Origin of the sequence: Siminovitchia fordii DSM 16014 = CIP 108821, assembly GCF_000374565.1 — a bacterium.
GTDB lineage: Bacteria > Bacillota > Bacilli > Bacillales > Bacillaceae_C > Siminovitchia > Siminovitchia fordii.
In genome coordinates, this window is sequence record NZ_KB894687.1 from 237,591 (window position 1) to 260,066 (window position 22,476).

Consider the following 22,476-nt stretch of genomic DNA (forward strand, 5'->3'; position numbering starts at 1 on the left):
GCGGAAAAACTGGAATACAAAGGTTCGATAGTTTTATTTTTGGGGAAACAATAAAGTAAGCCAAGCTCGGGAGGAATGACAATGAGTAAAGAAATGGGTTCAGGTTTCGGATCTGTTTTTTCAAATATTAAAAATCAAATTGATAAGCTTCCCTTGTCAGGAAAATCCAAGCAAAAAATGATAGCCAATCTCAGTGAATTGAAAGAACTTACGATTGAAGCACGGGAACCGCGGATAGCTTTGGTCGGAAGGAGAGGTGCCGGGAAGTCGTCGCTGATCAATGCATTATTCGGTGAAGAAAAGCAAATGGTCAGCTCTGTCCAAGCGGGGACTGGCCAGGGAAAATGGCTTTGGTATCCATCGGATAATGACAAGAAAATCAGACTGCTGGATTCACGGGGGTTGGGAGAAAGCGAGCAGCCGCTGGAATCAATAGATAAAGCTACAGCTGTTGAACAGCTGAAAAAAGAATTGAAGGCCGAACAGCCCGATGTATTCCTTTTTCTGATCAAAGCAAAAGAAACAGATGCACGGGTAGAAGAGGACTTGCTGGAATTGAACAAATTGCGCGTGTATATCAAGGAAATCCATCATTATGATGTTCCGGTCATTTGTGTTGTTACACAAGTGGATGAGCTTGACCCGCCTTATTATAAACAGCTGCCGTTGGACGCAAACCGGGAAAAAGCGAAAAATATTAAAACTGCGATGAAGTTGATGGAAAAGCGGTTTAAAAATAATGACATTCCTCTCATTACAACGATACCTGTCTGTACGTATGTTGATTTTGATGAGTCAGGAAATGTAGTATACGACATGCGTTGGAATGTCGACAAACTGGCGGAATATCTTGTGGAAATCCTGCCAAACGACGCCAAGTTGAAAACTGCAAAGGCGGCCAAAGCTGTTTCAGCTAAAAAAAAAGCGGCGAAAAAAATGATCGTGACCATGTCAGGCATGGCCGTACTGATCGGACTTGAACCGATACCTTTTGCTGATATGCCACTGCTCACTGGGCTGCAGGTTTTAATGATCATGGCTATTGCCTATATTGCAGGTAGGGAAATCAGTCGAGCGGCAGCTGCTGAGTTTATCGGTGCAGTCGGAGCCAATCTCGGAGTTGCATTCATGGTCAGAGAAGGCGTCCGCTCAGCGGCCAAGATCATCCCTGCTGCCGGAAATATGATTTCCGGGGCCGTGGCAGGTGCCGTCACCTATGGAATCGGACAGGCGAGTCTCACCTATTACCTTGAAGGAAATGATTTGAAAAGGGCAAAGGAAGCTTATGAAAGAGGTAAGAAACAGTTTCGAAAAGACCGGAAAAGTGGAAAGTAATGATTTAATGGGGCATTAATATCCGTGTTGAGTCGGGTTTTGATGTCTCTATTTTGCGTTGTCCGAAAAATAGCAAATACCTTTCAGTCATGGTTCGTATTGGAACAACCTCTTTAATGACCACTGGCTTAGGAGGTGATTTTCATTGCCACCTCAGTTCCCAGGATCATTTCAGCCCGATTGGTAGAGTGATTGCAACAGAGTAAAGAAGCGGATCATTTACTTTCAAATTGATAGAGATGCTGCTTGTCCTTTCAATTATGTTTGCTTTAAAATTTAGAGTAGAGTCTCCGTTAATTTTTGGAATATCGGATGCACTGCATATTCCGGTAAGGGAGGTCCCCGCTGCCAATACTTGTAGAATAGAATCAGTTGACCCCAGCTAATTCAGTGTACTCATTCATCGGTTCTTCGGTCTCTATTGGAAGGGCTGTCCATCAGCATTTAATACTTTCAGCTTCATGGATTGCCTCGTTTCTTGAATCAATCCTTACTTTTACTGATCAATACACCCGATTGTCAGATTAGAAAAGTCCTGAAGAGAAGTTCCTGGAATCACTGAAAAGCGATTTAGTCTTATGTTAGACTTACTGCCATTTTCGGACTGACGCTCATCAATCTTGCCGGTCCATCGATATTGGGATTCTGATTATTGCCGATGCACGTTTTTAATGGGGAAGCGATTGTCTTTTCCATAATATCGGAACCGCTATTGGAGCTGTCACCTTTGGAATCTTGAACGTTGATATTTTCAGTGTCGGCTGCGGGGGTTCCATACTTTTCATTGGAGTGGCTGAGGTTTAATGGAAAGTTCTTGGAGTGAGGGGGACTGTCGGGATATTGATGACTATTACAAGTATACCGATCATGAAGATGAAGCAAATGTGGAAAAAAGATGTCTGGCCGTGTAATGAGCTTTAATTGACTGGGGCCTTAGGGAGGACTTCTTTATCATATGCCTGCACGTCGTCGCTTTTACAGTTAGGGTTAAATATCCAGTTGGTTTTGTGCATCGCCACAGCTCACGTGGCAGGAACGGTTTGTTGACTATTGTTTTGTAACGGGGTTAAAAAACGCCGATTAATTTTATAGAGTAGGAAGTGGTGCTGTAATGGATCAGCCTGTGATTTTTGAAAAAATTCCGTTTGACCAGGAAAGATTTTTTAAGGCATATGTGAATTTGACCGCAAACAAAGAGCAGCATGTGCTTTTGGAAAGTGGCCGTACCGGAAGGTACAGTATTGCCGGGATCAATCCTTTTGCGGTTATTCATGCGGATGAGCAAAAGATTGAAATAAAAAAAGGTAATCAGACCGAAGTGGTTGAAGGTAAACCGCTGCAAGCATTGGAAAGGTGGATGAAGCAGTTTTACTTCCCACCTGTATCCGGATTGCCTGATTTCCAGGGAGGGGCTATCGGATATATAAGCTACGACTATGCATCGTGTATTGAAAAACTTCCTAATTTGGCTTCGGATGATATAGGGCTCCCCCTCCTTTATTTTCTAGTTTTCGATGAGTGGGCGGTGTTTGACCACGAAGACAAATGTCTGTGGTTGATGGCGTTGAATGGAGAATCGGCTGAAGAACATTTGACAGAATTAAAAATTGCATGGCTTGAGGCGGCAGACACGGTTTTGAAAAAAGAACCAGCTGATTTTCCAAATGTATCCGATTTGATGGACACGCAACTGTCTTTTACTGAAAAAGAATTTACGGATGCTGTTGAAAAAGTACAAGATTATATACGGGAAGGGGACGTGTGCCAGGTCAATTTGACAGTACGGCAATCGGAGAAGCTACTCACTTCACCGATCAATATTTATAAAAAGCTGAGGAAATTGAATCCATCACCTTATATGGGATATTTCCATACACCAGAGTTCCAGATTGTTTCGGGTTCTCCAGAACTTCTGATAAAAAAAGACGGGATAAAAGTCGGAACAAGGCCGATTGGCGGAACAAGACCGCGAGGAAGTGGCGAGGAGGAAGACATCCGGCTTGAAAAAGAACTGCTGTCCAATGAAAAAGAAAAAGCGGAGCACATCATGCTTGTTGATTTGGAAAGAAACGACCTTGGAAAGGTATGTGAGTATGGAAGTGTGGTCGTGGATGAATTAATGGTCATTGAAAAATACTCCCATGTCATGCACATCGTTTCCCATGTGAGCGGGACGTTATCCGAAGAAAAAAATGCTTACGATTTGATTGAAGCTGTCTTTCCTGGAGGAAGTATTACCGGGGCGCCGAAAAAAAGAACGTTGGAAATCATTGAAGAGTTAGAGCCTGTTAAGCGGGGCGTATACACAGGAAGCATGGGGTGGATCGGATTCAATGAAGATGTCCACATGAACATTGTCATACGGACTATGTTGATTAAAAGCGGGATCTGTCATGTGCAGGCCGGTGCAGGAATTGTGATCGATTCCAATCCAAAAGCTGAATATGAAGAGTCACTGAAAAAAGCAACAGCTCTTTGGAAGGCCAAAGAAGAAGCGGAGAAAAAGGGGGTATTTGCATGATCCTGATAATCGATCACTATGATTCTTTTACTTATAATCTCGTACAGGCATTGGGAAAGTTTGAAAAAGATATTCTTGTCAAAAGGGATGATGAGCTTTCAGCTGAAGAGATTGACCAGTTGAACCCAAGGTATATGATCATCTCATCCGGGCCTGGCAGACTTTCGACGGAAGGGGTCACAAGTGAAGCGATTCACCGTTTTTCGAGCAAAGTTCCCATTCTTGGTGTAGGACTCGGGTGCCATGCTATTGCAGAAACTTTTGGAGGGAAAACGATAAAGACAAAAAATTTGCTTCCAGGGAAACCTACAGGTGTTTTTCATGATGGGAAAACCATTTTTAATGGAATCAAAAAGCCTTTTTCGGCAACTCGTTATCACTCGTTGATGGTCGACAGGGACAGTATGCCTGATTGTCTGGTTGTTTCAGCATGGAGTTCGACAAAGGAAGTATTGGGAATCAGGCATAAGGATTACCCACTGGAAGGACTACAATTCAATCCCGAATCGATTATGACTGAAGCGGGAGAGAAGCTGTTGGAAAATTTCATTGAACATAACCGGATGGTTGTGAGTTGAAATGTATCTCTTTTTGAATGGGGAATTTATTAAACAAGAAGAAGCTCGCATCTCACCGTTTGACCATGGCTATTTATATGGGATGGGTGTTTTCGAGACATTCCGGACATACAGGGGAATTCCTTTTTTGCTTGATGAACATTTGGAGCGGCTGAATGCAGGGCTTGAGGAAATGAGGATTAAACGCGCTTTTGAAAGGGCGGAAGTGATGCCTGTCATTAAGAAGATATCAGAGCTTAACCGGCTGCCGAATTCCTACATAAGAATGAATGTTTCATCCGGGCCAGGACAAATAGGTTTACAGGTTGATCCTTATTTGGAGCCGACAGTCATTCTGTTTCAAAAGGAGCTTCCTCCGCTGAAACCGCTACGTGAAAAGGAAGCGGTAGTATTGACTATCCGCCGCAATACGCCAGAAACGAAAAGACGCTTAAAATCCCATCATTTTTTTAATAATATTGCAGCCAAACGGGAACTCGGGACTGATCCGGGGAAAGAGGGCATCTTTTTGACTGCTGATGGATATTTGGCTGAAGGTGTCACATCCAGCCTGTTTTGGGTAAAAAATGAGAAATTATATACCCCGATGATTGAAACTGGAATATTGGACGGAATTACAAGACAGTTCATTTTACGTCTTGCAGGCCAGCTGGGCATACCGGTAGAAGAAGGGATGTATAGAGAGCAGAAATTGGCTGAAGCAGAAGAAATATTTTTTACCAACTCAATCCAGGAAATTGTTCCTGTGAATGTCTTTGAAGGAAAAAGTTTGCCTGGAAAAAAAGGAACTGTTGTTCAAAAGCTGAACGCGTTGTATCAAAGGTTTGTTTCCGAACTTGAATAAAAAACTCCTGCCGAATTGGCAGGAGCTTTTAGTACGCAGTCAGTATCCACGTTTTCCCTCAAAATCCTCGGGAGAAGCAGGCCGATCCACTCTGCTTGCATCGTCAAAATTCAGGGCGGACCCAATAAAAAATACAAGGAATAAAGCGACTACAGCCAAAAAGATTACAAGTCCGATTAAAATTGAAATATCCATTCCAGTTCCCTCCTATTTATTTGATAGTGCGGAAACAATGAAGTTACATATGTATTCCCTTTTTCAATCCTTGTAAACATAAAAATCCTGTCATATGACAGGAAAGTTAACTGTTAGTCATCTTTCTTATCCGGTGGCAAGGAATCAATTGTGCGTGCATCATCGTAATCCAAAACGGTATGAATATAGTAGACGAGAAATCCGGCAATGGCAGCCAAAACACCTGTCAATCCAAGTGTGACCCATAATTGCATGAGCATTCCTCCTTGTTTAAATCTATGCCCATGCCTGGGATCTATTCCAATACAATAGAGGGAGTGCCTGTTTTATTGACATATAGATGGAATTTGGAATACGCGACGTTTAGCGCGAAATAAAAGGGGGGGTTCTGATGAGAGGCTCCAGCCAAAGTGTGAATTCTCGAAGAGTTAGGCGCAGGAGTGATTCCGATGAGAAATTCGGGGAGTGCCCGCTTAGTTTATAAATACTTTTGTCAGGATACTCTTCGGAAAACGGAAATCCTCTTAACTTTGTAAGGATACTCTTCGGAAATCGAAAATCCTCTTAATTTTACGTGGATACTCTTCAGAAAACGGAAATACTCATAACTTTGTCAGGATACTCTTCGGAAAACGGAAATACTCATAACTTTGCGAGGATACTCTTCGGAAAACGGAAATACTCTTAACTTTGTGAGGATACTCTTCAGAAAACGGAAATACTCTCAACTTTGCGAGGATACTCTTCGGAAAACGAAAATCCTCTTAATTTTACATGGATACTCTTCGGAAAACGGAAATACTCATAACTTTGCGAGGATACTCTTCAGAAAACGGAAACCCTCTTAACTTTACGAGGATACTCTTCAGAAAACGGAAATACTCTTAACTTTGCGAGGATACTCTTCAAAAATCGGAAATACTCTTATCTTTTGTCAGAATACTCTTCGGAAAACGGAAATACTCTTAACTTTGTAAGGATACTCTTCGGAAAACGGAAATACTCATAACTTTGCGAGGATACTCTTCGTAAAACGGAAATACTCATAACTTTGCGAGGATACTCTTCGTAAAACGGAAATACTCATAACTTTGCGAGGATACTCTTCAAAAATCGGAAATACTCATAACTTTACGAGGATACCCTTCAAAAATCGGAAATCCTCTTAACTACGACCGTTCCAGAACATAGGTAAACCTCCTGCAGAATTTTACAGGAGGTGGCTTTTTCAATTGTTTTTTTGATCTGAAGGCAAGTCGTCTATCGTGTTCGAGTCGCTTGAATCAAGTACAGACCCAATATAGTGGACTAAAAATATTGCTACCGCGCCCAATAAGATGGACAACCCAATTAAAACTCCCATTTGCACAATGATCCCCTCCACCCTTTTAATACAATGCCCGCTTTTCAAACATCTATTAATGAAAAGCGAAGAGGTTTCTCCGTTTATTAGATACTAGTATAGCTCATATTGTTGTTTCTCTCAAAGTTTATATCATTTAGATACAAAGAAATGAAAAACAGATGGCTTGAGTTTTTTACCATCTGTTTATAAGGTTATAAATCAGTTCTTTTTCCAGGCTCGTCTTTTCCGCCCGTGTCATTTCCTGTACTTGCTGTGTACCCGACACGATAAGAGAATTTTTTATCCAGGCGAAGCGCTTTGGGCATCTTATATTGCTCGCCGCTTTGATATTGTTTTCTTTCAGGCATGATTGATCCTCCTCAATCAAAAACTCTTTTTGAAATATTCTGATCTTCCCCATCCGTGTCTTCAAACTTAGGGGTGATTTGTCCTTCAGTGTAAACATCACTAACTTGTTCGTGGGTTGTGGCGAGTCCCTTAGATATTGAATCTTTCTTATCGGTGTCGTCTATGCTGTAAAACTTGCCGGCAAGTTTCATGCTCTTCTTATCAAGTTCCTTATCCAATGGATTCCCTCCTTTGTTTCCTTCACATATTATTTCCAAAAAAAGATTGACAAACACAAGAATTAATTACCATTGAAGATGGAGTGGACAGTACTGTCAAAAGGAAGTGTGGGAATCATTTATTTCCTAATACACTGGAGTCTTTTTTGCTTAAAAGGCTCTTAGCAAAATGTTTTCATTTTTTGATTAGCGAGCCTTGATTCCCCTTACTACAGGATAGATTTTTAACGGGTAGATCTGAGAGGGCTTTCTTTTATTTTGTCTGCATGGTATGATAAAAGGAATGCTTTTTCGAATAAACTTGAAATATCAAAGATGAAATAAATTACATGGCGTTCTTGATTAAATAATTAAGAACTTAATCACACTGGATCGACTACGGAGTCGTAAGGATGTATGAGAGGTAGGGCATACGTCGTTTAGGTTTTAAAATAAAAGAATTTTATCGCGGCAATTTATCTTGAGATATATAGTAATAACAAGTTTTAACAGATTCGTGAAGTATTAGGCACCTTAAGGGGTGCTTTTTATTTTTGAATAAACAACATGGTACGTTGGGAAAAATCATAAAATAAGAGAAGGAAAAATTTTGCATGATTAGGATGGAGCTAACCTAATAATCATGCAAAATGGCTTTGGAATTAATTTGATATGTACTAAATCGCCAATACAACAATACAAAGATTCACGAAATAAAACCCACGTCAAGTCAGCTATTAGTTCCAAGTATGATTAGGAGATCATACAATCGTTTTTCGAAACCGTAAAGAATGAACACTCTTCAGAAATTGGAGTCCCGGCAACACTACATCAATCGCTATTGATAGTGGATAGCCGGAAAGGAAAATAAAAAATATGCGCTCAACAAAGGCATTTGTGGGAACTGCTGATTAAAAAGTTGAGAGGTTAAATAAAATATATTTGTCGATAATGCAAATGTCCCCTCTTTGTGACATTTGTGCATACCTCCCCGAAATGGGGAGGGCCTTTTCATTTCTACAAGACAGTCTATCCAATCATTTCTCTTATATTTTAAGTAACTAAACGTGAAGAAAAGTCCCCATTTTGTGTCCGAGTTCAAAAGAACGGTAACTAATCGTGAAGAAAGATTCCCGCTTTATGTCCGATTTCGAAAAACCGGTAACTAATGGAGAAGAAAGGTGCCCGTTTTGAGTCCGATGTCGAAAGAACGGTAACTAATGGAGAAAAAAGGTGCCCGTTTTGAGTCCGATGTCGAAAAACCGGTAACTAATGATGAAGAAAGGTGCCCGCTTTGTGTCCGAATTCGAAAGAACGGTAACTAAAGGAGAAGCAAGGTTCCCGCTTTGTGTCCGAGTACGAAAAACCGGTAACTAATGGTGAAGAAAGATTCCCGTTTTGAGTCCCGTTTCGAAAAACTGGTAACTAAAGGAGAAGAAAGGTTCCCGCTTTGTGTCCGAGTACGAAAAACCGGTAACTAATGGAGAAGAAAGGTTCCCATTTTGTGTCCGAATTCGAAAAACCGGTAACTAATGATGAAGAAAGGTGCCTGCTTTGTGTCCGAATTCGAAAGAACGGTAACTAATGGTGAAGCAAGATTCCCGTTTTGAGTCCCGTTTCGAAAAACCGGTAACTAATGGTGAAGCAAGATTCCCGGTCAACACCGGGCTTTTATTATTCAAAAGGAATGATAAAATATAGAAAAAACTTTTAAATGGAGCATATTATGGATATTCGAAAATTAAAATTACATGAAGAACCTCCAATGGCTTTATTGTTATTGGCTGATCCCTCTCAAAAACATGTTCAGGAATATGTGAAAAGAGGGGAATGCTATGTAGCCGAGGTTGAAAATCAAATCATCGGGGTTTATGTACTACTTCCGACAAGGCCTAAAACGGTGGAATTGGTGAATATTGCAGTTGTGGAAAACAAGCATGGCAGAGGAATAGGGAAACAGTTATTAATGAATGCTATTCAAACAGCTAAATCAAAAGGATACAAAACCATAGAAGTAGGTACTGGAAATTCAAGCATAGGTCAATTGGCTCTGTATCAAAAATGTGGTTTCAGGATTACTGGTATTGATATGGATTTTTTTATTAAACACTACCCAGAAGAGATTTTTGAAAATGGGATACAATGTAGAGATATGGTTCGGTTATCCCAATATTTGTAAATTTAAAAGAAAAACTTGTTTAACACATCTTCATAGTTTTTTACTATAGACGAGTCAGGCATTAAAGCAGTTCGATTGGCAAGGAATTAAATTAGGTACGAACGACCAACTAACCAGAAAAACTTTAATACAAACCAGCAGATGCTAATCAAAAAGTGGAATCAAACACTGTTTGGAGGATATATAAGCTAGACGATTGGATACTGCACTTTCTGGTATGAGGGCCTGATATGGAATAGGCCCAATCCTGATCTCAGGATTAACACGTGCCGTGGCAAAGTAGGTCTGGACTGATGAGGGAATTAGGTAAAATAAAAAGCCCGCGTATTTGGCGGGCTTTAAGTTTGAAAGATTTCGGAGTTTAACTATAATTACTGCGCTTTAGCCTTTTTCGGCCAAATAAAGTTGGAAATAGCGATAAGGAAATCAATACCCAGAATAAGGGACCATAATTTCCAAAAGTCACCTAATACTTGAGTTCGAGAAGGATCGTTAATAAAGTAAATCAATCCTTGCAAAAAGATGCTTCCAATAATATAGGCAATTACATGCTGTCCCCAACTTTTAAAATAATGCTTCGCATAATCAAAGCCGTATCGCTTTTGTGGTTTTGGACCTTTCTTCATAACATAATAAAGAAAGTGTTCATCTGCCCATTTAATCATACTTTTTCCAAACGCCACTGAAACTCCTATATAAATCGCGGCAATGGCATGTGCTTTTGTAGCAGTAGCGCCCCGGTAAAGGTCTATACTTGTCGTGATTAGCAGAAGAAGATCAATTACTGGAGTCAAAGCTAGAAAAAATAAACCGAGTTTTTCTAATCTTAAAAAATATCGAGTTACTAGACCTAGAATAATAAAGACCCAAAATCCAATTTCACTTGCGACGATCATCCAAGCTACGAGATTCATAGAAGACCTCATTTCTACATATTCCAAAGTTACTATTAATTTTAATGATGACAAACCTTACAAGACTTTGCCTTTCAAGAAAAAGTTGCCCCTTCTTGGGTAAGAGCAGGAGGATCTTTTGCTGGAAATCCAAACGTCCGTTGAGACGGTTTTAAAAATTGGATTTAACCTCAATTATCATATGGGATAGCAACCTGCTGTAGCTGCTAAGTAATCTAAACATAAGAAACAATCCCGATTAACCCTAAGGACTCATAAAAAAATCATGTAATCCGCTGGTATGACTACACAAAATACGAAGCTGTTGAAAAGTTGCCTACTTTATTTGCCTACTTTATTGAAGTTCTAAATGGATTATTGGATAAGGGCGACCAGCATCATCTGTCGGGTCTTCACTGATAATCGAAAACCCATTTTTCAAGTAGAAACTTTTCGCATTCAGATTGTCTTTATTCACATCAACGGTTATCACATTATAAACGTCAATTAATGCCTGAAGAATTTGTTTTCCATAACCTTTTCCAGTCTTATTAGATTTTAAAAATAACATTTCTAAGTGATTTTTATTTACAGCTGAAAATCCAATTAATGAACTGTCAACATACTAAAGCTGGACATCAAGTTGGGGTAGATATAAGGAGATTTCTCTTTTAATATCTTGTTTATCATTAAAGCTTAGAAAACTTTGAGTAGCTGTTACAGATTTTTCCCGAATATTTATTATATCTTCATAATCATCAGATATTGCTTTTCGGTTATACATATAATCAATCTCCTCATTTTTTTACTATCACGCTCCTTTATTGAATTTATCCTAGGATTATAATGGTGTATTTCCAATCCTCATGTTTGTACATTTTAATGACTCTTTTCAATTTAATTGATAATTTAGCTTCCTTTTTATATTAGAGGAGGTAGCGAATATTTTCAATAATAAATAGGCCCGGGGCTGACCTGACTTTAACTGTGAGCGTCCAAATGCAACAACCGATCCCAGTCACCGGTATGGCTGCCCATGTGCAAAAAAGCCGCTTCCCACAGTTCTTTGTTACTAGGTATTTCGATCCGGTTTTTTTCTGAGAAAGCTTTGAAGTACGTGTTCAAAATATGTTAATATGATCAAACCAGTGTGTAAAAATATTGGTTTTCTCATTGGCTAAAAATATATGTCTTGCGATACGTCTGCCATCTGAAATATTCATTATGAAGATGACAAACGGATATGAAACCAGAAACAAGGTTGCCTAGAAATGCAAAAGAAGGCATACTATTTATGTTGATTATGTCAATCATTTCAGTTAATACTATCGCTCCCATTATTATAGGGTTGGAACGCGGCTTTTAATTTAGATACATTAAAGCTTATTCTGATTAATGTGGGTTAAGGTCATTTTAGCAGTAAGGTTAGTTGCGGGACCGATTGTTGGAGATGCTCCCTAAACTCGAGGGACAGACCGATTTAACGCCAGAGTATTATTAAATATTTTATTAACTATCCATTATTGGTACTTGGGGTGGTTCGAAACAAATTAGCTTGGAATCGTTTAAGAACTTTCTTCATCTTTGGTCTAGAAACTTTGGTGTAGCATTTTGGATAAAATTAATCGTCGCACAGCCGATCGCAAGATTTGCAAAACAACTACATGCAAGCCGATGCGAAAAACTGAGAGTGTAAATACTTAAAACACTAAATAAACAGGCTTCCTTTTTTATAAAATTGGACTCATTTTGATCAATCTTTGTTCAAAATGTGTTCTTTTCATGTGCCGCAAATCACGTTTTTAAACAAAATTAACCAATTGCAGGAATAGAATGTGATCAATAATTGAAATTGAAGTAAAGCTTGATTATATAGCTGAATTATCGGCTTGAGAGTCCACATATCTAACCATCCCCAAAGATGGATGCCTTTGGGGCATAAGTAAAACTCGAATTCCTATGGTCGAGCAACTACTGAAATTCAAAGAGTCAGTCTGTAAGAACTGTGATGTCGTTGATGGCTTCCAGGTAATATGATATATGGTCAATGCCGTATCATAATGTGTTCACAATCACTCCAGGTCGTTGCAAGTGGAATATTTATGTGGATTCAGGTTTGGGGATTAAATAAAAGTGAAATGTCAATAATGTATAATGCTCCCCATATGCATCTGCACGTCCCTCTCAATTAGAGAGGGATTTTTTATTAAAAAATCCTCATTTCTATCAGACAATTCATCCAGTCATATACGGAACTCTACAATATATTAATAACGAGTCGGCCGGCTTAAATCATTAAGAGGAGAGATGTAAATGTCGTTTGAACATGACTTTGTTGGCGGCGAAAGAGAAAGACGGAGAAGGCGGCGGGAAAGGTTAGTTTGTAGATGTCGAGAAGTATGGGATTGGGACTGGGATGATTGTGATCACGATCACCATCACCATCACCATCGTCATCATCATGGTCGCGAGCGATTCATTTGCCGCTGCAGAGAGAGACACGACGACTAATTAAAAACAGGCCCGGCGCTGACCGGGCTTGTTATCATGGTATGTGCGATGCCAGAACCAAATGGGCAAAGTTGGCATAGAGTTGAAAAAGGATGCTCAACCTGTAACGAAAAAGATTTAGAGGATTTCAAACAAACGATGATTAATTTAATATTGAGTAATTCTCAACTTAATCATAATGATGAAACATTAAACTTAAACAATGAGGGAGAAATTAAGAATATAGCACATAAAGAGGCCCCGCCAAAGGATTACAATAATCTACATAACGAGCTTAAGTAAAAAAACTGAGGAGTCACTTATATAGATTTTTCACTTTGAGAATTTATCACAAACGGGAAAATCTGAAGTAAAGATCCCCTTTGAAATTAAGTATTGTGAACCAGGGTTATCCTGCATATTGAAGAATTAACTTATAATGCTTAAAAGACCTGATATTATTATAGAGGGAGGATTGCGTTGGCTTTGAAACAAGTATATAAAACTACTAAAAATCTTAACGGAATCCCCAGTTAAACGTATTTCAGGTCGCGGCGGATTAAAAAAGTATTCATCCCCTTCAATTACGCCATAATAATTTTGAATACTAAGAAGTGAAAAAACAGAAAAAAGGTGCTGTTATGCTGTTAGATGATTATATATAAGATGTTCCCTACTTTAAAAATCAAACCACCACTTTTTTATAATTGGACTTCAGGTATTCGATTTGAGTTGGGTAACCCTAAAGAACATAATGAAGTAAATTACATGAAACGTGTTTATTTCCGTTCCTTATCTCTATTCAGAAGACTACACTCGGCTAATGATGAAATTTTTATTGTAGCTGATATTCATCATGATAACGAAGTTTTTAGATGGCGTAAAATAAAGATATTTAAGCACTATATAAAATCCAAAGAAGCTTTATTCAGGCTACAACATCAAACTATTCCTTATGTTTTTGAAGATGTGTATGACAGAATAGATTATTACACCCATAAATATATACTTAAATGTAATGTTTCTGATGTAAAATATTCTCAATTGATAAAGGCAATCTGCAATCATGATATGGATATAAAACCAAAAATTCATCATGATGTATTTTTTATCAACATCACTAAAGGAACAATTTTTCATGTTTATGACGACAGAGGTTGTGACGTTATTGCATCCAGTAAAGAGTCAATTAGGTATTTGTATGAAGAATACAATGATTGGATCTTAAAATACGATAAGGCAGCCATTGATGAACTATTTCAATAACATTCACAATCAGAAACTTTAGTTTCACAACAATTGTGCTGTATTCGGCAGACTTTTTTAGGAGTGATAATTTTGACAGTTCATCAATATTGCTTCAAGCAGGGAGATTCCAACTGGTGATTTTGGACAAACCCGTAGGACACCAAAGTTGATTTTTTTGGTATATCAGTATGGGATTTAGATGGTTATGGTGAAATAAGAGGGAAATTTTCCAATCCTTTTGTGTATCATCTGGGTTGTCGTAATACCAGAAAGTGTCATAGAAATTTTTTTAAATGAAAACCTTTTTTGAAAGTTGGACAGTATTCAACGATCGGGCATTTTTATAAAGATAAAGGTTAGGTGGAAGCTCAATTGAAAAAAAATAATGAGCATCAAATGTCGGCTTTACTCAATTCAGACCAACGGGTGTAAAGCATGAATACTTGGTTGATTTGCAAAATAAACAGGTAACCGGAACAGTTTCATACAATGATAAAATTCATATGACTGTTCTTGTGGATTTAAAGTTTGATAAAGTGGATGTTGAAGGAAGTCTTAAAGAGCTAAAAGGAATTTCAATGGATAAGGAATCCTATATAAGAATGTTTGCGAGAGAAGCAAAGTTCTTTGTTGACAAACAATATTTCGAATCCCAAGGAATACTTTGAGCAGTTTAAATAATTCCTTATTCAAATAATGGGGGGTTTGTGACTTTTCCTTAAACATTGACAGTATGTAAAGCATCGTTTCCCTTTACATCTTCGTTTTTCATCTATATTTGGTTCCATTGATAGATTCAGTCTAATTGTAAAAGTTCTGCTATCGGGCGCGTATTGGGTAATCGGATAATCGTGAGGAAACCTCAAAAAGCTTCCTAATTGAACATACAGAAAAGGAGAATGTATCATGACCAAACATAAGATTTATACAATGAGTGTCGCAAGTGTCTATCCCCATTATGTTACGAAGGCGGAGAAAAAAGGGCGTACGAAAACAGAAGTCGATGAAATCATTCGTTGGTTAACAGGGTATAGTCAGGAAGAGTTAGAAGCGCAACTGGAAAAAAAGACAGACTTTGAGACCTTCTTTGCGGAAGCTCCCCAATTGAACCCTTCTCGGACCTTGATCAAAGGTGTGGTCTGCGGTGTTCGGGTGGAAGACATTGAAGAACCAACTATGCAGGAAATTCGCTATTTGGATAAGTTAATTGATGAGTTGGCAAGGGGAAAAGCCATAGAGAAGATTTTGCGGGGATAATAATAAAGATTCTGTTTCCAGAAAATAGCGTCTTAAATTATCTGGGCGCTTTTCAGGAATGGGATGGGGATCTTTTTATGTATTGGGCCATATTCATGAATAACAGATTAGACAAAAATTGTACTAAAGCAAATGGTGCAGGTTAGTTTGACAAGAACAAAAGAACACAGATCATATAATTCATCTGTGTTCTAAAGGTTTTTGAGCACTACTTTGATTAATCCCTATTCTTATCCCAAATCAACCCCCAGTTTGTATGCAGGTTTTTGTGTTAAAGGGAACGTTAATGCTCTGATACATTCAAGAACACGCATATCTAGCTTTTGAAGATCCTCAAAGTTGCCATAGTTATGCCGCCTGAAGTTTGATTATTTTTTTCGCATTAATTATTGAGATGAAGAATGGCTAGGATGGTTCTGTTCTTCTTGGCTATCTTTGATAACGATTAAGACCCCAAAGAGAATTAAAACAGAACCTATCCAAAAGGTTATACTAATCGTTTCACCTAGTATTAACCATCCTAATAATGTTCCAACAACGGGTTGAAAGAAAAAGAAAACTCCCCCACTAGAAGCATTTAGCATCTGTAATCCACGATTCCATAATAGAAATGCGATAGATGTCGATATTACACCCAAATACATTAATCCTCCCCAAATGGTGGGATTAATGAGATCATTTAAATCAATTTGTGGCAGCTTTGGTATAACAAAAGGAGTTAGAACAACAACAGCGATTAAAGCAGCATGGGCCGTAACAACAATTTGCGAATAATCACTAGGCAGACGCTTTATGAGTACGGACATTAACGCCCATGTTAATGCTGCTATAATAAGTGATACTCCACCAAGCGTGCTAGACACATTAATATCATCAATTCCAACAATGATAATTACACCAATAGTGGCTAAACTAACTGAAATAGCCTTCTTTGAACTTAAACGTTCTTTAAGGATTAAACTAGCAAACAAAACCATAAAGGCTGGTGTTGTAGATGTTATAATAGCCCCCATTTGTGCAGTGGAAAGCATTGTACCTGTTTCTTGAGTAACAATGGAAATGACGTACCCAATAATTGCAATAGCAATTATAATGCCAAAGTGATGTCTTTTAATTCGCCAATTCTGTTTAGTGACCAGTCCAATTATAACTAATGCAACAAGTGCTATTAGATATCGCATCCATACAAGTTCTAATGGTGGTATGACTGCCACTACTACTTTAACGACAACATACATACCTCCCCAGATACTCGAAGCTAATATTAAATATAAGGAACCAATAAGTGTATTTTTCATTTTTGTACCCTCCGTTTTTTTAGGCTTGTATATGCCTTAACGGAGAGAAGCAGCCGTTCAATTCTCTCCGTTAAAAGCGGGAGAGTGCTACTGGTACATCATTTTCAAATAAAGGTGCATAATACATACAATTCAACTCCTTATAAGAAATAAATAACAAATTTAGCATAGCAAATATAATTTCTAATGCAAGTTTCCGTATTTCGTATAACTTTCACTGATAAATATCAACCTTTTAAATTAATAATCACCTAAAGGTTTTTTCACCATCTAGAATTAAGAAATTTGTCCAACTTAAGGGTTGGGATGTTCTCATCAATGTATTAGATTCTCTTAATAAGGAACATCATACATTAAAAAAACATGTACCATTATCCTTATCAAATAGGATCAATCATTGGTAAACAAATATATAAGTCGCTTCTAAAAATACCTAAATAAAAAATCTACCTTTCTCTTGAATACAGAAATTAGGAAAAAGGAGTGTACATATGAAAAATACCCGTAATTTACTGAGAAACCTCAAATCTTTGGAAGGGCCATTTCCAAAATTTGATCCTGCAAATGTTCCTTCAAATCCAAATGAGCTCTTTCAAGAATGGTTTCATATTGCTATAAAAAATGGTGTTCATGAACCTCATTCCATGACACTTTCTACCATCAATTGTATTGGGCAACCTGATGCAAGAGTACTCATTTTAAAAGATATGGATGAAGACGGATGGTACTTTGCTTCTAGCTCAAACAGTATGAAGGGACAACAATTGAAGATGAATCCAAATGTTTCTTTAACTTTTTATTGGTCTTTGATTGGTAGGCAAGTTCGAATACGAGGAGCGTCAATGAGGGGAGGAAAGGAGCAAAGTGCAAAGGATTTTTTAGAAAGAGGGGAAATTGCACGAGCCATTGCTCTTCTAGGAAAACAAAGTAAAGTTTTGCCTGACAGTAAAGTCTTAGAGGAATCATTTATACAGCAAATTGAGCGGATGAAAAATGAACCTAATATAGTAGACCCTAATTGGTGCTTATATAAAGTAAGAGCAAGTGAGGTGGAATTTTGGCAAGGAGATAGAGAAAGAAAGCATATACGCTTATTGTATCGAATGGAAAATAACACATGGATCAAAGAACTTCTGTGGCCATAGTTTACAACACTTAAGAAGTAAACATTGGGGACAACTCGTCAGAGAATTTTTTCATAAATGGGCCCAATTGTAGAGGAATCTGGAGACTTTATCATACCATGAAAATTTAAGCCCGGTCAGCGCCGGGCCCTTTTTCATGGTGTGAGTTCGTGGAGCATAAATAGTATATGCAATTCATTGTTATTTAATTACCTTGCATAAATGTTCTGTTTCTGGATATCTGAAGCTTACTTTTGATGTATTCAAGAAGATCCCCGTCTTCCTCATCATAAAGATAACTATAAAAACATTAAAAGTGAACAATCTCTCGCCTTCTGTGGATTCGTTATATTTTTAAATTCATTCAAATCTGTGTTAGGTTTAGGTTCACCTGTCATGGTGCGTAAACGGGGAAATCTGATGTGTCACTTTGCCAGGCTAAAGGTGACCTATCCGTGACACTTTGCTTTTTAAAACAAAAACAGCAAGGGAGCGAAAACGCTGAAACCCTTGCTGTTATTGGCTTTGTAAGTACGGCCCCGACAGGAATCGAACCTGTGACGCACGGTTTAGGAAACCGACGCTCTATCCTCTGAGCTACGGAGCCATGGTGTAAAGTGGGAAAAGCACATGTATTATTATAATATAAATCATCCTTCTTTAAAAGTATAAAAATTGGTTTGGATAATTTATGAAATTTTCTTTCTAAATAAATACCGTCCAAGAAACTCTCCATCATCATAATAATTCTCTGATCAACTCATTTTTTCATTATATTATAAACAAAGGTCGGTCGAGCAAATGTCTGCTTTGTCTTTTTGGAGGTAGAGAATCTGTGATTTTTTGTAATTTTCGTATAATGGATTTATTAGGAGGGGATTGGCTTGAACGCTTTTTTCAATTTAAGAACGCCGCCATTGATTACATATGGCTCTGGTTCTTTTAAAAAAATTAGTGAAGTAGCTGCATTAAAGGGGAAGAAAGCTTTAATCATTTCTGACAAAATGATGGAGCAGCTTGGGAATGTGGACCGATGTGTAGGTTTTTTGGAAAAGTGTAGGGTGAGCAGTGTCGTATATCTTGGAGTGGAGACGGAACCAACTGATCAATATGTGGCGGAAGCTTTGCAGATGTTTAATGAAAGCGCTTGTGATCACATAATTTCCTTGGGCGGAGGAAGCTGCATTGATACGGCAAAAGCAGTTTCCGTTCTTGTTGGAAATGACGGGAATATTGATGATTTTGCAGGTGGAAAAAGAGTGGCGGATCAGCCTCCGATTCCGCATATCGCTATTCCAACTACAGCCGGTACCGGCTCCGAAGCAACTGATGTTACGGTTATAACCAATACATCGAATCAAGTTAAATTGATGATCAAACAGCCGGCCTTCATGCCGGCGGCAGCAATCGTGGATCCTGAATTAAGTAAATCTTCTCCGAAACATGTAACTGCTGCAACTGGAGTAGATGCTCTTAGTCATGCGATAGAGGCATATTTGTCCAAAAAGTCCCATCCAATGACAGACATGCTTGCTTTTTCTGCAATGGAATTGATTGTAAAAAATATTCGGGATGCTTATACAGACGGCTGTAATATGGAGGCAAGGGAAAAAATGTCTCTGGGATCTTTGGAAGCAGGTATGGCATTTACCAATGCATCTGTGTGTCTCGTACATGGCATGTCGAGACCCATTGGGGCATTGTTCCATGTTCCGCATGGATTCTCAAACGCCATGCTCTTGCCAGCAGTACTGGAGTTCAGCAGGGATTCATGTGTGGAAAGACTTGCCGATTTAGGAAGGGTTTTTACACTTGATAAGGATTTATCGGATGAAGAAGCAGCAGACATTGCGGTAAATTCAGTGAGTGGGCTTTGTGCTGATTTAAATATCCCTAATCTAAAAGGATGGGGGATTGACGAAGAGGCATTTATCCTGGCAGTGGGAAAAATGGCAAAAGATGCTATGGATAGCGGGAGCCCCGCGAATAATCCAAGGGTACCTACATTGCAGGAACTGCAAGAACTTTATTTGTACTGCTATGATTATCAATTTTCCGGAAAGGGTGCGGCGGCAAAATGAAAGGAACGGATTCGGACAGCCCATCTGTCCGATCCATTCCAACTTGGGATTTAAATAAAGTTCGCTCCATATAGCAGCAGAAATTGATAACCTGGTCAATTCCTATCTAACCATCGGCTTCGAATCATAACCATTGACGACTAAGTCCAGTTTTCCGGTTTTCGGATCAATGACTAGGCCGTGTACAGGGACCTCATCTGCCATCAGAGGATGGTTCCTGATCATGTTGACGCTATGCTCGACGCTCTCTTCGACACTATCAAAGCCGGTCAGCCATTCATCCAGGTCAATACCGGAATTTTGAATGATATCCAAGGTCTCTTTGCTGATCCCACGTTCCTGCATTTTATCGAGGACATGTCCGCTTTCAATAGCACTCATTCCACAATCGTGGTGCCCGATGACGTAAACTTCGTCGGCTTTCAATTCATATACGGCAATCAGCAGGCTGCGCATGATACTTCCGAACGGATGTGTTAGAATGGCTCCTGCATTTTTAACTACTTTGACATCGCCATTTTTCATATTCATCGCTTTATGGAGAAGCTCGACCAAACGAGTGTCCATGCATGTGAGAATTACAAGCTTCTTATCAGGAAATTTCGTTGTTGAATAGGCTTCATACATTTTTTCTTCAATAAATATTTTGTTGTAATCAAGGATTTCATTTAATAAGGACATTTGTCATTTCCTCCTGTTAAAGATTTTTTTTTATTTTATCGAAGATTGGACAGAAAAAACAGCATGACGCACACCACCCCCTACCTCTCCAATGGATAAAAGCTGCAGGGGAGATGGAAAAATGCAATAAAATGCCCATGATACCTGCCCGTCATGTCCATTTTTATTTCAAGTATTCTACCGCTCAGTGGTGACCCGGCGAACAAGCACATTAAGATAAAAACGAATGCAGTCTTCCTCTTCACAAAATTAATCTGCTTATTGAAAAGGGGAATTCTTTAAGTGGATGGTCTGTTTATGTATGGTAGCGAGTTGTCAAATTCAAAGTGTTCGTCCGCTTTTTAATAGGAAAAGTGCTGCCGGCCAAATGCTTCCTTTTGAGAAAGATCGGGTTCAGTTCGGAACCTAGGGCCTACCGCATCATGGAAAGGTTTACAAACGAAGTGAGTTCATGGTTGCTCTCCTTTACAATGTCGAAAAAATGAATAGTTGACGCATGTTCTTGTCTTCAAGTATCATTATTGATGGAAATAATGATAAAAACCCGGATGGGAAGAGGTTCATAGCGTTTAACCCTCTATAAAAAACTATGGCTTAATCAACACTGCCATATCTGCGCGATATGGCTTTTTTAATGCCTGGCTTTTTGAACCCTTGAACGGGTAATTCTTGGGAGGTTTTTTGAATGGCTGGAAGAAACGAAGATACATTGAAAGAATTATCATTGCTCGGGAATCAGAATACAAAATATTTATTCGAATATTCACCTCAGGTTCTGGAACCCATCGATAATCTGCATGCAGACCGGGATTATTTTATTAAATTCAACTGTCCGGAGTTTACGTCTCTTTGCCCGCAGACAAATCAGCCTGATTTCGCGACAATGTACATAAGCTATATCCCTGATAAAAAGATCGTCGAAAGCAAGTCACTCAAGCTTTACCTCTTCAGTTTCCGCAACCACGGAGATTTTCATGAAGACTGCGTAAATATCATCATGAATGATTTGATTGATCTTCTTGATCCCAGATATATAGAGGTATGGGGCAAGTTCACTCCAAGAGGCGGCCTATCCATCGATCCATATTCCAATTACGGCAAACCCGGAACAAAATATGAACAGATGGCAGAATATCGTCTGATGAACCATGATTTGTATCCGGAAAAAGTGGATAACCGATAGGGGAGATCGGAATGCTTCTGTATTTGAACGGTACTTTCGTCGGTTTGTTGATTCTATCCAATATACTTGCCGTGAAACTTATTAGCCTGGGAAACTGGGTTGTGCTGCCGGCAGCGGTCATTGTCTATATTTTCACTTATCCCATTACAGATACAATCACAGAAGTTTACGGTAAAAATGAGGCCAGGAAGACGGTCATGGCCGGATTGTTCACACAAATTCTTGCCGTTTTGTTCATCTATGTCACTATTAAACTTCCACCGGCACCCTTTTATGAAAATCAAGCTTCATTCGAAACTATTTTTTCAGCCGGATTCCGCGTCACTTTGGCAAGCCTGCTGTCGTTCCTTATAAGCCAGAATCTAGATGTAACTGTATTCCATCGCTTGAAAAAAAGACACGGGGAAAAGAAATTGTGGATCCGGAACAACGCCTCGACTATGACGAGCCAGTTAGTGGATACAACAATTTTTATTACGATCGCTTTTTATGGAACCATGCCGCTCGGAGCATTACTCGCTCTCATTTTAACCCAATATTCTTTTAAGTTTATCGTGGCCGTCCTGGATACACCGCTTGTTTATCTCTTGGTGAAAATATGCAGGAGGGAATCTGATAAACATTCAATCGAAGAATCGGCCTCAGCATAATTTTTTAC

At 38.8% G+C, this 22,476-nt stretch carries 25 protein-coding genes and 1 tRNA gene; 13 read left to right on the forward strand and 13 right to left on the reverse strand.

Annotated features, from left to right (window positions below; genetic code table 11):
• Positions 1–81 precede the first annotated feature (81 nt).
• Positions 82–1,335 carry a GTPase gene (locus C509_RS0106930; RefSeq protein ID WP_018706192.1) on the forward strand — a complete coding sequence of 418 codons (1,254 nt, stop codon included), beginning with the start codon at positions 82–84 and terminating at the stop codon, positions 1,333–1,335.
• Between the two features lie 576 nt (positions 1,336–1,911).
• Here the strand turns inward: C509_RS0106930 and C509_RS26430 are convergent.
• Positions 1,912–2,217 carry a hypothetical protein gene (locus tag C509_RS26430; protein ID WP_169509187.1) on the reverse strand — a complete coding sequence of 102 codons (306 nt, stop codon included), beginning with the start codon at positions 2,215–2,217 and terminating at the stop codon, positions 1,912–1,914.
• Between the two features lie 229 nt (positions 2,218–2,446).
• Here C509_RS26430 and C509_RS0106940 point away from each other — a divergent pair, with 229 nt between their 5' ends.
• The 3 genes from C509_RS0106940 to pabC are packed head-to-tail and all read left to right on the forward strand — an operon-like array spanning position 2,447 to position 5,278.
• On the forward strand, positions 2,447–3,856 hold the full coding sequence (locus C509_RS0106940; RefSeq protein WP_018706194.1) for an anthranilate synthase component I family protein: 1,410 nt from the start codon (positions 2,447–2,449) through the stop codon (positions 3,854–3,856).
• Positions 3,853–4,434, forward strand: coding sequence for an anthranilate synthase component II (locus C509_RS0106945; RefSeq protein WP_018706195.1), 582 nt, complete (start codon positions 3,853–3,855; stop codon positions 4,432–4,434). Before C509_RS0106940 ends, C509_RS0106945 begins: the two co-directional genes overlap by 4 nt.
• A 1-nt stretch (position 4,435) precedes the next feature.
• Positions 4,436–5,278, forward strand: coding sequence for an aminodeoxychorismate lyase (pabC, locus tag C509_RS0106950; RefSeq protein WP_018706196.1), 843 nt, complete (start codon positions 4,436–4,438; stop codon positions 5,276–5,278).
• Between the two features lie 39 nt (positions 5,279–5,317).
• On the opposite strand, the gene C509_RS26045 is transcribed toward pabC, so the two are convergent.
• The 5 genes from C509_RS26045 to C509_RS0106975 all read right to left on the reverse strand — a co-directional run bounded on the left by C509_RS26045 (position 5,318) and on the right by C509_RS0106975 (position 7,405).
• Positions 5,318–5,473: a hypothetical protein gene (locus C509_RS26045; protein WP_018706197.1), complete on the reverse strand. Its 156-nt coding sequence runs from the start codon at positions 5,471–5,473 to the stop codon at positions 5,318–5,320.
• Between the two features lie 113 nt (positions 5,474–5,586).
• The gene (locus C509_RS26435) at positions 5,587–5,727 is read right to left on the reverse strand and encodes a hypothetical protein (RefSeq protein WP_018706198.1); all 141 of its coding nucleotides are present in this window, start codon (positions 5,725–5,727) and stop codon (positions 5,587–5,589) included.
• Between the two features lie 974 nt (positions 5,728–6,701).
• Positions 6,702–6,842: a hypothetical protein gene (locus tag C509_RS26050; RefSeq protein WP_018706199.1), complete on the reverse strand. Its 141-nt coding sequence runs from the start codon at positions 6,840–6,842 to the stop codon at positions 6,702–6,704.
• Between the two features lie 188 nt (positions 6,843–7,030).
• Positions 7,031–7,186 (reverse strand): hypothetical protein, encoded by a 156-nt coding sequence (locus C509_RS26440; protein WP_018706200.1) that lies wholly within the window; start codon positions 7,184–7,186, stop codon positions 7,031–7,033.
• Positions 7,187–7,198: 12 nt separating this feature from the next.
• The gene (locus C509_RS0106975) at positions 7,199–7,405 is read right to left on the reverse strand and encodes a YozQ family protein (RefSeq protein ID WP_018706201.1); all 207 of its coding nucleotides are present in this window, start codon (positions 7,403–7,405) and stop codon (positions 7,199–7,201) included.
• Between the two features lie 1,705 nt (positions 7,406–9,110).
• Here C509_RS0106975 and C509_RS0106980 point away from each other — a divergent pair.
• Positions 9,111–9,563: a GNAT family N-acetyltransferase gene (locus C509_RS0106980; protein WP_018706202.1), complete on the forward strand. Its 453-nt coding sequence runs from the start codon at positions 9,111–9,113 to the stop codon at positions 9,561–9,563.
• Positions 9,564–9,934: 371 nt separating this feature from the next.
• On the opposite strand, the gene C509_RS0106985 is transcribed toward C509_RS0106980, so the two are convergent.
• From C509_RS0106985 to C509_RS27200, 4 genes are all read right to left on the reverse strand, one after another.
• On the reverse strand, positions 9,935–10,477 hold the full coding sequence (locus C509_RS0106985; RefSeq protein ID WP_018706203.1) for a hypothetical protein: 543 nt from the start codon (positions 10,475–10,477) through the stop codon (positions 9,935–9,937).
• Positions 10,478–10,811: 334 nt separating this feature from the next.
• Positions 10,812–11,063: a GNAT family N-acetyltransferase gene (locus C509_RS26975; protein WP_281168060.1), complete on the reverse strand. Its 252-nt coding sequence runs from the start codon at positions 11,061–11,063 to the stop codon at positions 10,812–10,814.
• 18 nt (positions 11,064–11,081) lie between these two features.
• Positions 11,082–11,240 carry a GNAT family protein gene (locus C509_RS26980; protein WP_018706205.1) on the reverse strand — a complete coding sequence of 53 codons (159 nt, stop codon included), beginning with the start codon at positions 11,238–11,240 and terminating at the stop codon, positions 11,082–11,084.
• A 1,592-nt stretch (positions 11,241–12,832) separates the two neighbouring features.
• Positions 12,833–12,958, reverse strand: a complete 126-nt coding sequence (locus C509_RS27200; protein WP_281168058.1) for a hypothetical protein — start codon at positions 12,956–12,958, stop codon at positions 12,833–12,835.
• 57 nt (positions 12,959–13,015) lie between these two features.
• On the opposite strand from C509_RS27200, the gene C509_RS26445 reads away from it, so the two are divergent.
• The 4 genes from C509_RS26445 to C509_RS0107010 all read left to right on the forward strand — a co-directional run bounded on the left by C509_RS26445 (position 13,016) and on the right by C509_RS0107010 (position 15,451).
• A complete protein-coding gene (locus C509_RS26445) occupies positions 13,016–13,249 on the forward strand; it encodes a hypothetical protein (protein WP_169509189.1) in 234 nt (77 codons plus the stop codon).
• A 348-nt stretch (positions 13,250–13,597) separates the two neighbouring features.
• Positions 13,598–14,212 (forward strand): DUF3885 domain-containing protein, encoded by a 615-nt coding sequence (locus C509_RS0107000; RefSeq protein WP_018706207.1) that lies wholly within the window; start codon positions 13,598–13,600, stop codon positions 14,210–14,212.
• A 425-nt stretch (positions 14,213–14,637) separates the two neighbouring features.
• Positions 14,638–14,862 (forward strand): hypothetical protein, encoded by a 225-nt coding sequence (locus C509_RS24710; RefSeq protein WP_018706208.1) that lies wholly within the window; start codon positions 14,638–14,640, stop codon positions 14,860–14,862.
• A 238-nt stretch (positions 14,863–15,100) separates the two neighbouring features.
• Positions 15,101–15,451, forward strand: coding sequence for a DUF2200 domain-containing protein (locus tag C509_RS0107010; RefSeq protein ID WP_018706209.1), 351 nt, complete (start codon positions 15,101–15,103; stop codon positions 15,449–15,451).
• A 386-nt stretch (positions 15,452–15,837) separates the two neighbouring features.
• Here the strand turns inward: C509_RS0107010 and C509_RS0107015 are convergent, their stop codons facing one another.
• Complete coding sequence (locus C509_RS0107015) at positions 15,838–16,749, reverse strand: DMT family transporter (protein WP_018706210.1); 912 nt, start codon at positions 16,747–16,749, stop codon at positions 15,838–15,840.
• A 491-nt stretch (positions 16,750–17,240) separates the two neighbouring features.
• Between C509_RS0107015 and C509_RS0107020 the strand changes: the two genes are divergently transcribed.
• Positions 17,241–17,894, forward strand: coding sequence for a pyridoxine/pyridoxamine 5'-phosphate oxidase (locus tag C509_RS0107020; RefSeq protein WP_018706211.1), 654 nt, complete (start codon positions 17,241–17,243; stop codon positions 17,892–17,894).
• Between the two features lie 513 nt (positions 17,895–18,407).
• Here C509_RS0107020 and C509_RS0107025 read toward each other — a convergent pair.
• Positions 18,408–18,480: transfer RNA gene (locus C509_RS0107025), tRNA-Arg, on the reverse strand.
• A 277-nt stretch (positions 18,481–18,757) separates the two neighbouring features.
• Here C509_RS0107025 and C509_RS0107030 point away from each other — a divergent pair.
• Positions 18,758–19,954: an iron-containing alcohol dehydrogenase gene (locus tag C509_RS0107030; RefSeq protein ID WP_018706212.1), complete on the forward strand. Its 1,197-nt coding sequence runs from the start codon at positions 18,758–18,760 to the stop codon at positions 19,952–19,954.
• A 102-nt stretch (positions 19,955–20,056) separates the two neighbouring features.
• On the opposite strand, the gene C509_RS0107035 is transcribed toward C509_RS0107030, so the two are convergent.
• Positions 20,057–20,635, reverse strand: a complete 579-nt coding sequence (locus C509_RS0107035; protein WP_018706213.1) for a beta-class carbonic anhydrase — start codon at positions 20,633–20,635, stop codon at positions 20,057–20,059.
• 685 nt (positions 20,636–21,320) lie between these two features.
• Here C509_RS0107035 and queF point away from each other — a divergent pair.
• Together queF and C509_RS0107045 are read left to right on the forward strand one after the other, a co-directional pair.
• On the forward strand, positions 21,321–21,818 hold the full coding sequence (gene queF / locus C509_RS0107040; protein WP_018706214.1) for a preQ(1) synthase: 498 nt from the start codon (positions 21,321–21,323) through the stop codon (positions 21,816–21,818).
• Between the two features lie 11 nt (positions 21,819–21,829).
• The gene (locus C509_RS0107045; protein WP_018706215.1) at positions 21,830–22,468 is read left to right on the forward strand and encodes a queuosine precursor transporter; all 639 of its coding nucleotides are present in this window, start codon (positions 21,830–21,832) and stop codon (positions 22,466–22,468) included.
• The last annotated feature ends 8 nt before the right edge of the window (positions 22,469–22,476 follow it).

Excerpts from the sequence above, each read along its gene's own strand:
- C509_RS0106930 (WP_018706192.1), top strand. The coding sequence starts at position 82 with ATGAGTAAAGAAATGGGTTCAGGTTTCGGATCTGTTTTTTCAAATATT.
- C509_RS0106940 (WP_018706194.1), top strand. The coding sequence starts at position 2,447 with ATGGATCAGCCTGTGATTTTTGAAAAAATTCCGTTTGACCAGGAAAGA.
- C509_RS0106945 (WP_018706195.1), top strand. The coding sequence starts at position 3,853 with ATGATCCTGATAATCGATCACTATGATTCTTTTACTTATAATCTCGTA.
- pabC (WP_018706196.1), top strand. The coding sequence starts at position 4,436 with ATGTATCTCTTTTTGAATGGGGAATTTATTAAACAAGAAGAAGCTCGC.
- C509_RS26045 (WP_018706197.1), bottom strand. The coding sequence starts at position 5,473 with ATGGATATTTCAATTTTAATCGGACTTGTAATCTTTTTGGCTGTAGTC.
- C509_RS26435 (WP_018706198.1), bottom strand. The coding sequence starts at position 5,727 with ATGCAATTATGGGTCACACTTGGATTGACAGGTGTTTTGGCTGCCATT.
- C509_RS26440 (WP_018706200.1), bottom strand. The coding sequence starts at position 7,186 with ATGCCTGAAAGAAAACAATATCAAAGCGGCGAGCAATATAAGATGCCC.
- C509_RS0106980 (WP_018706202.1), top strand. The coding sequence starts at position 9,111 with ATGGATATTCGAAAATTAAAATTACATGAAGAACCTCCAATGGCTTTA.
- C509_RS0106985 (WP_018706203.1), bottom strand. The coding sequence starts at position 10,477 with ATGAATCTCGTAGCTTGGATGATCGTCGCAAGTGAAATTGGATTTTGG.
- C509_RS26980 (WP_018706205.1), bottom strand. The coding sequence starts at position 11,240 with ATGTATAACCGAAAAGCAATATCTGATGATTATGAAGATATAATAAAT.
- C509_RS26445 (WP_169509189.1), top strand. The coding sequence starts at position 13,016 with ATGCCAGAACCAAATGGGCAAAGTTGGCATAGAGTTGAAAAAGGATGC.
- C509_RS0107000 (WP_018706207.1), top strand. The coding sequence starts at position 13,598 with ATGATTATATATAAGATGTTCCCTACTTTAAAAATCAAACCACCACTT.
- C509_RS0107010 (WP_018706209.1), top strand. The coding sequence starts at position 15,101 with ATGACCAAACATAAGATTTATACAATGAGTGTCGCAAGTGTCTATCCC.
- C509_RS0107015 (WP_018706210.1), bottom strand. The coding sequence starts at position 16,749 with ATGAAAAATACACTTATTGGTTCCTTATATTTAATATTAGCTTCGAGT.
- C509_RS0107020 (WP_018706211.1), top strand. The coding sequence starts at position 17,241 with ATGAAAAATACCCGTAATTTACTGAGAAACCTCAAATCTTTGGAAGGG.
- C509_RS0107035 (WP_018706213.1), bottom strand. The coding sequence starts at position 20,635 with ATGTCCTTATTAAATGAAATCCTTGATTACAACAAAATATTTATTGAA.
- queF (WP_018706214.1), top strand. The coding sequence starts at position 21,321 with ATGGCTGGAAGAAACGAAGATACATTGAAAGAATTATCATTGCTCGGG.
- C509_RS0107045 (WP_018706215.1), top strand. The coding sequence starts at position 21,830 with ATGCTTCTGTATTTGAACGGTACTTTCGTCGGTTTGTTGATTCTATCC.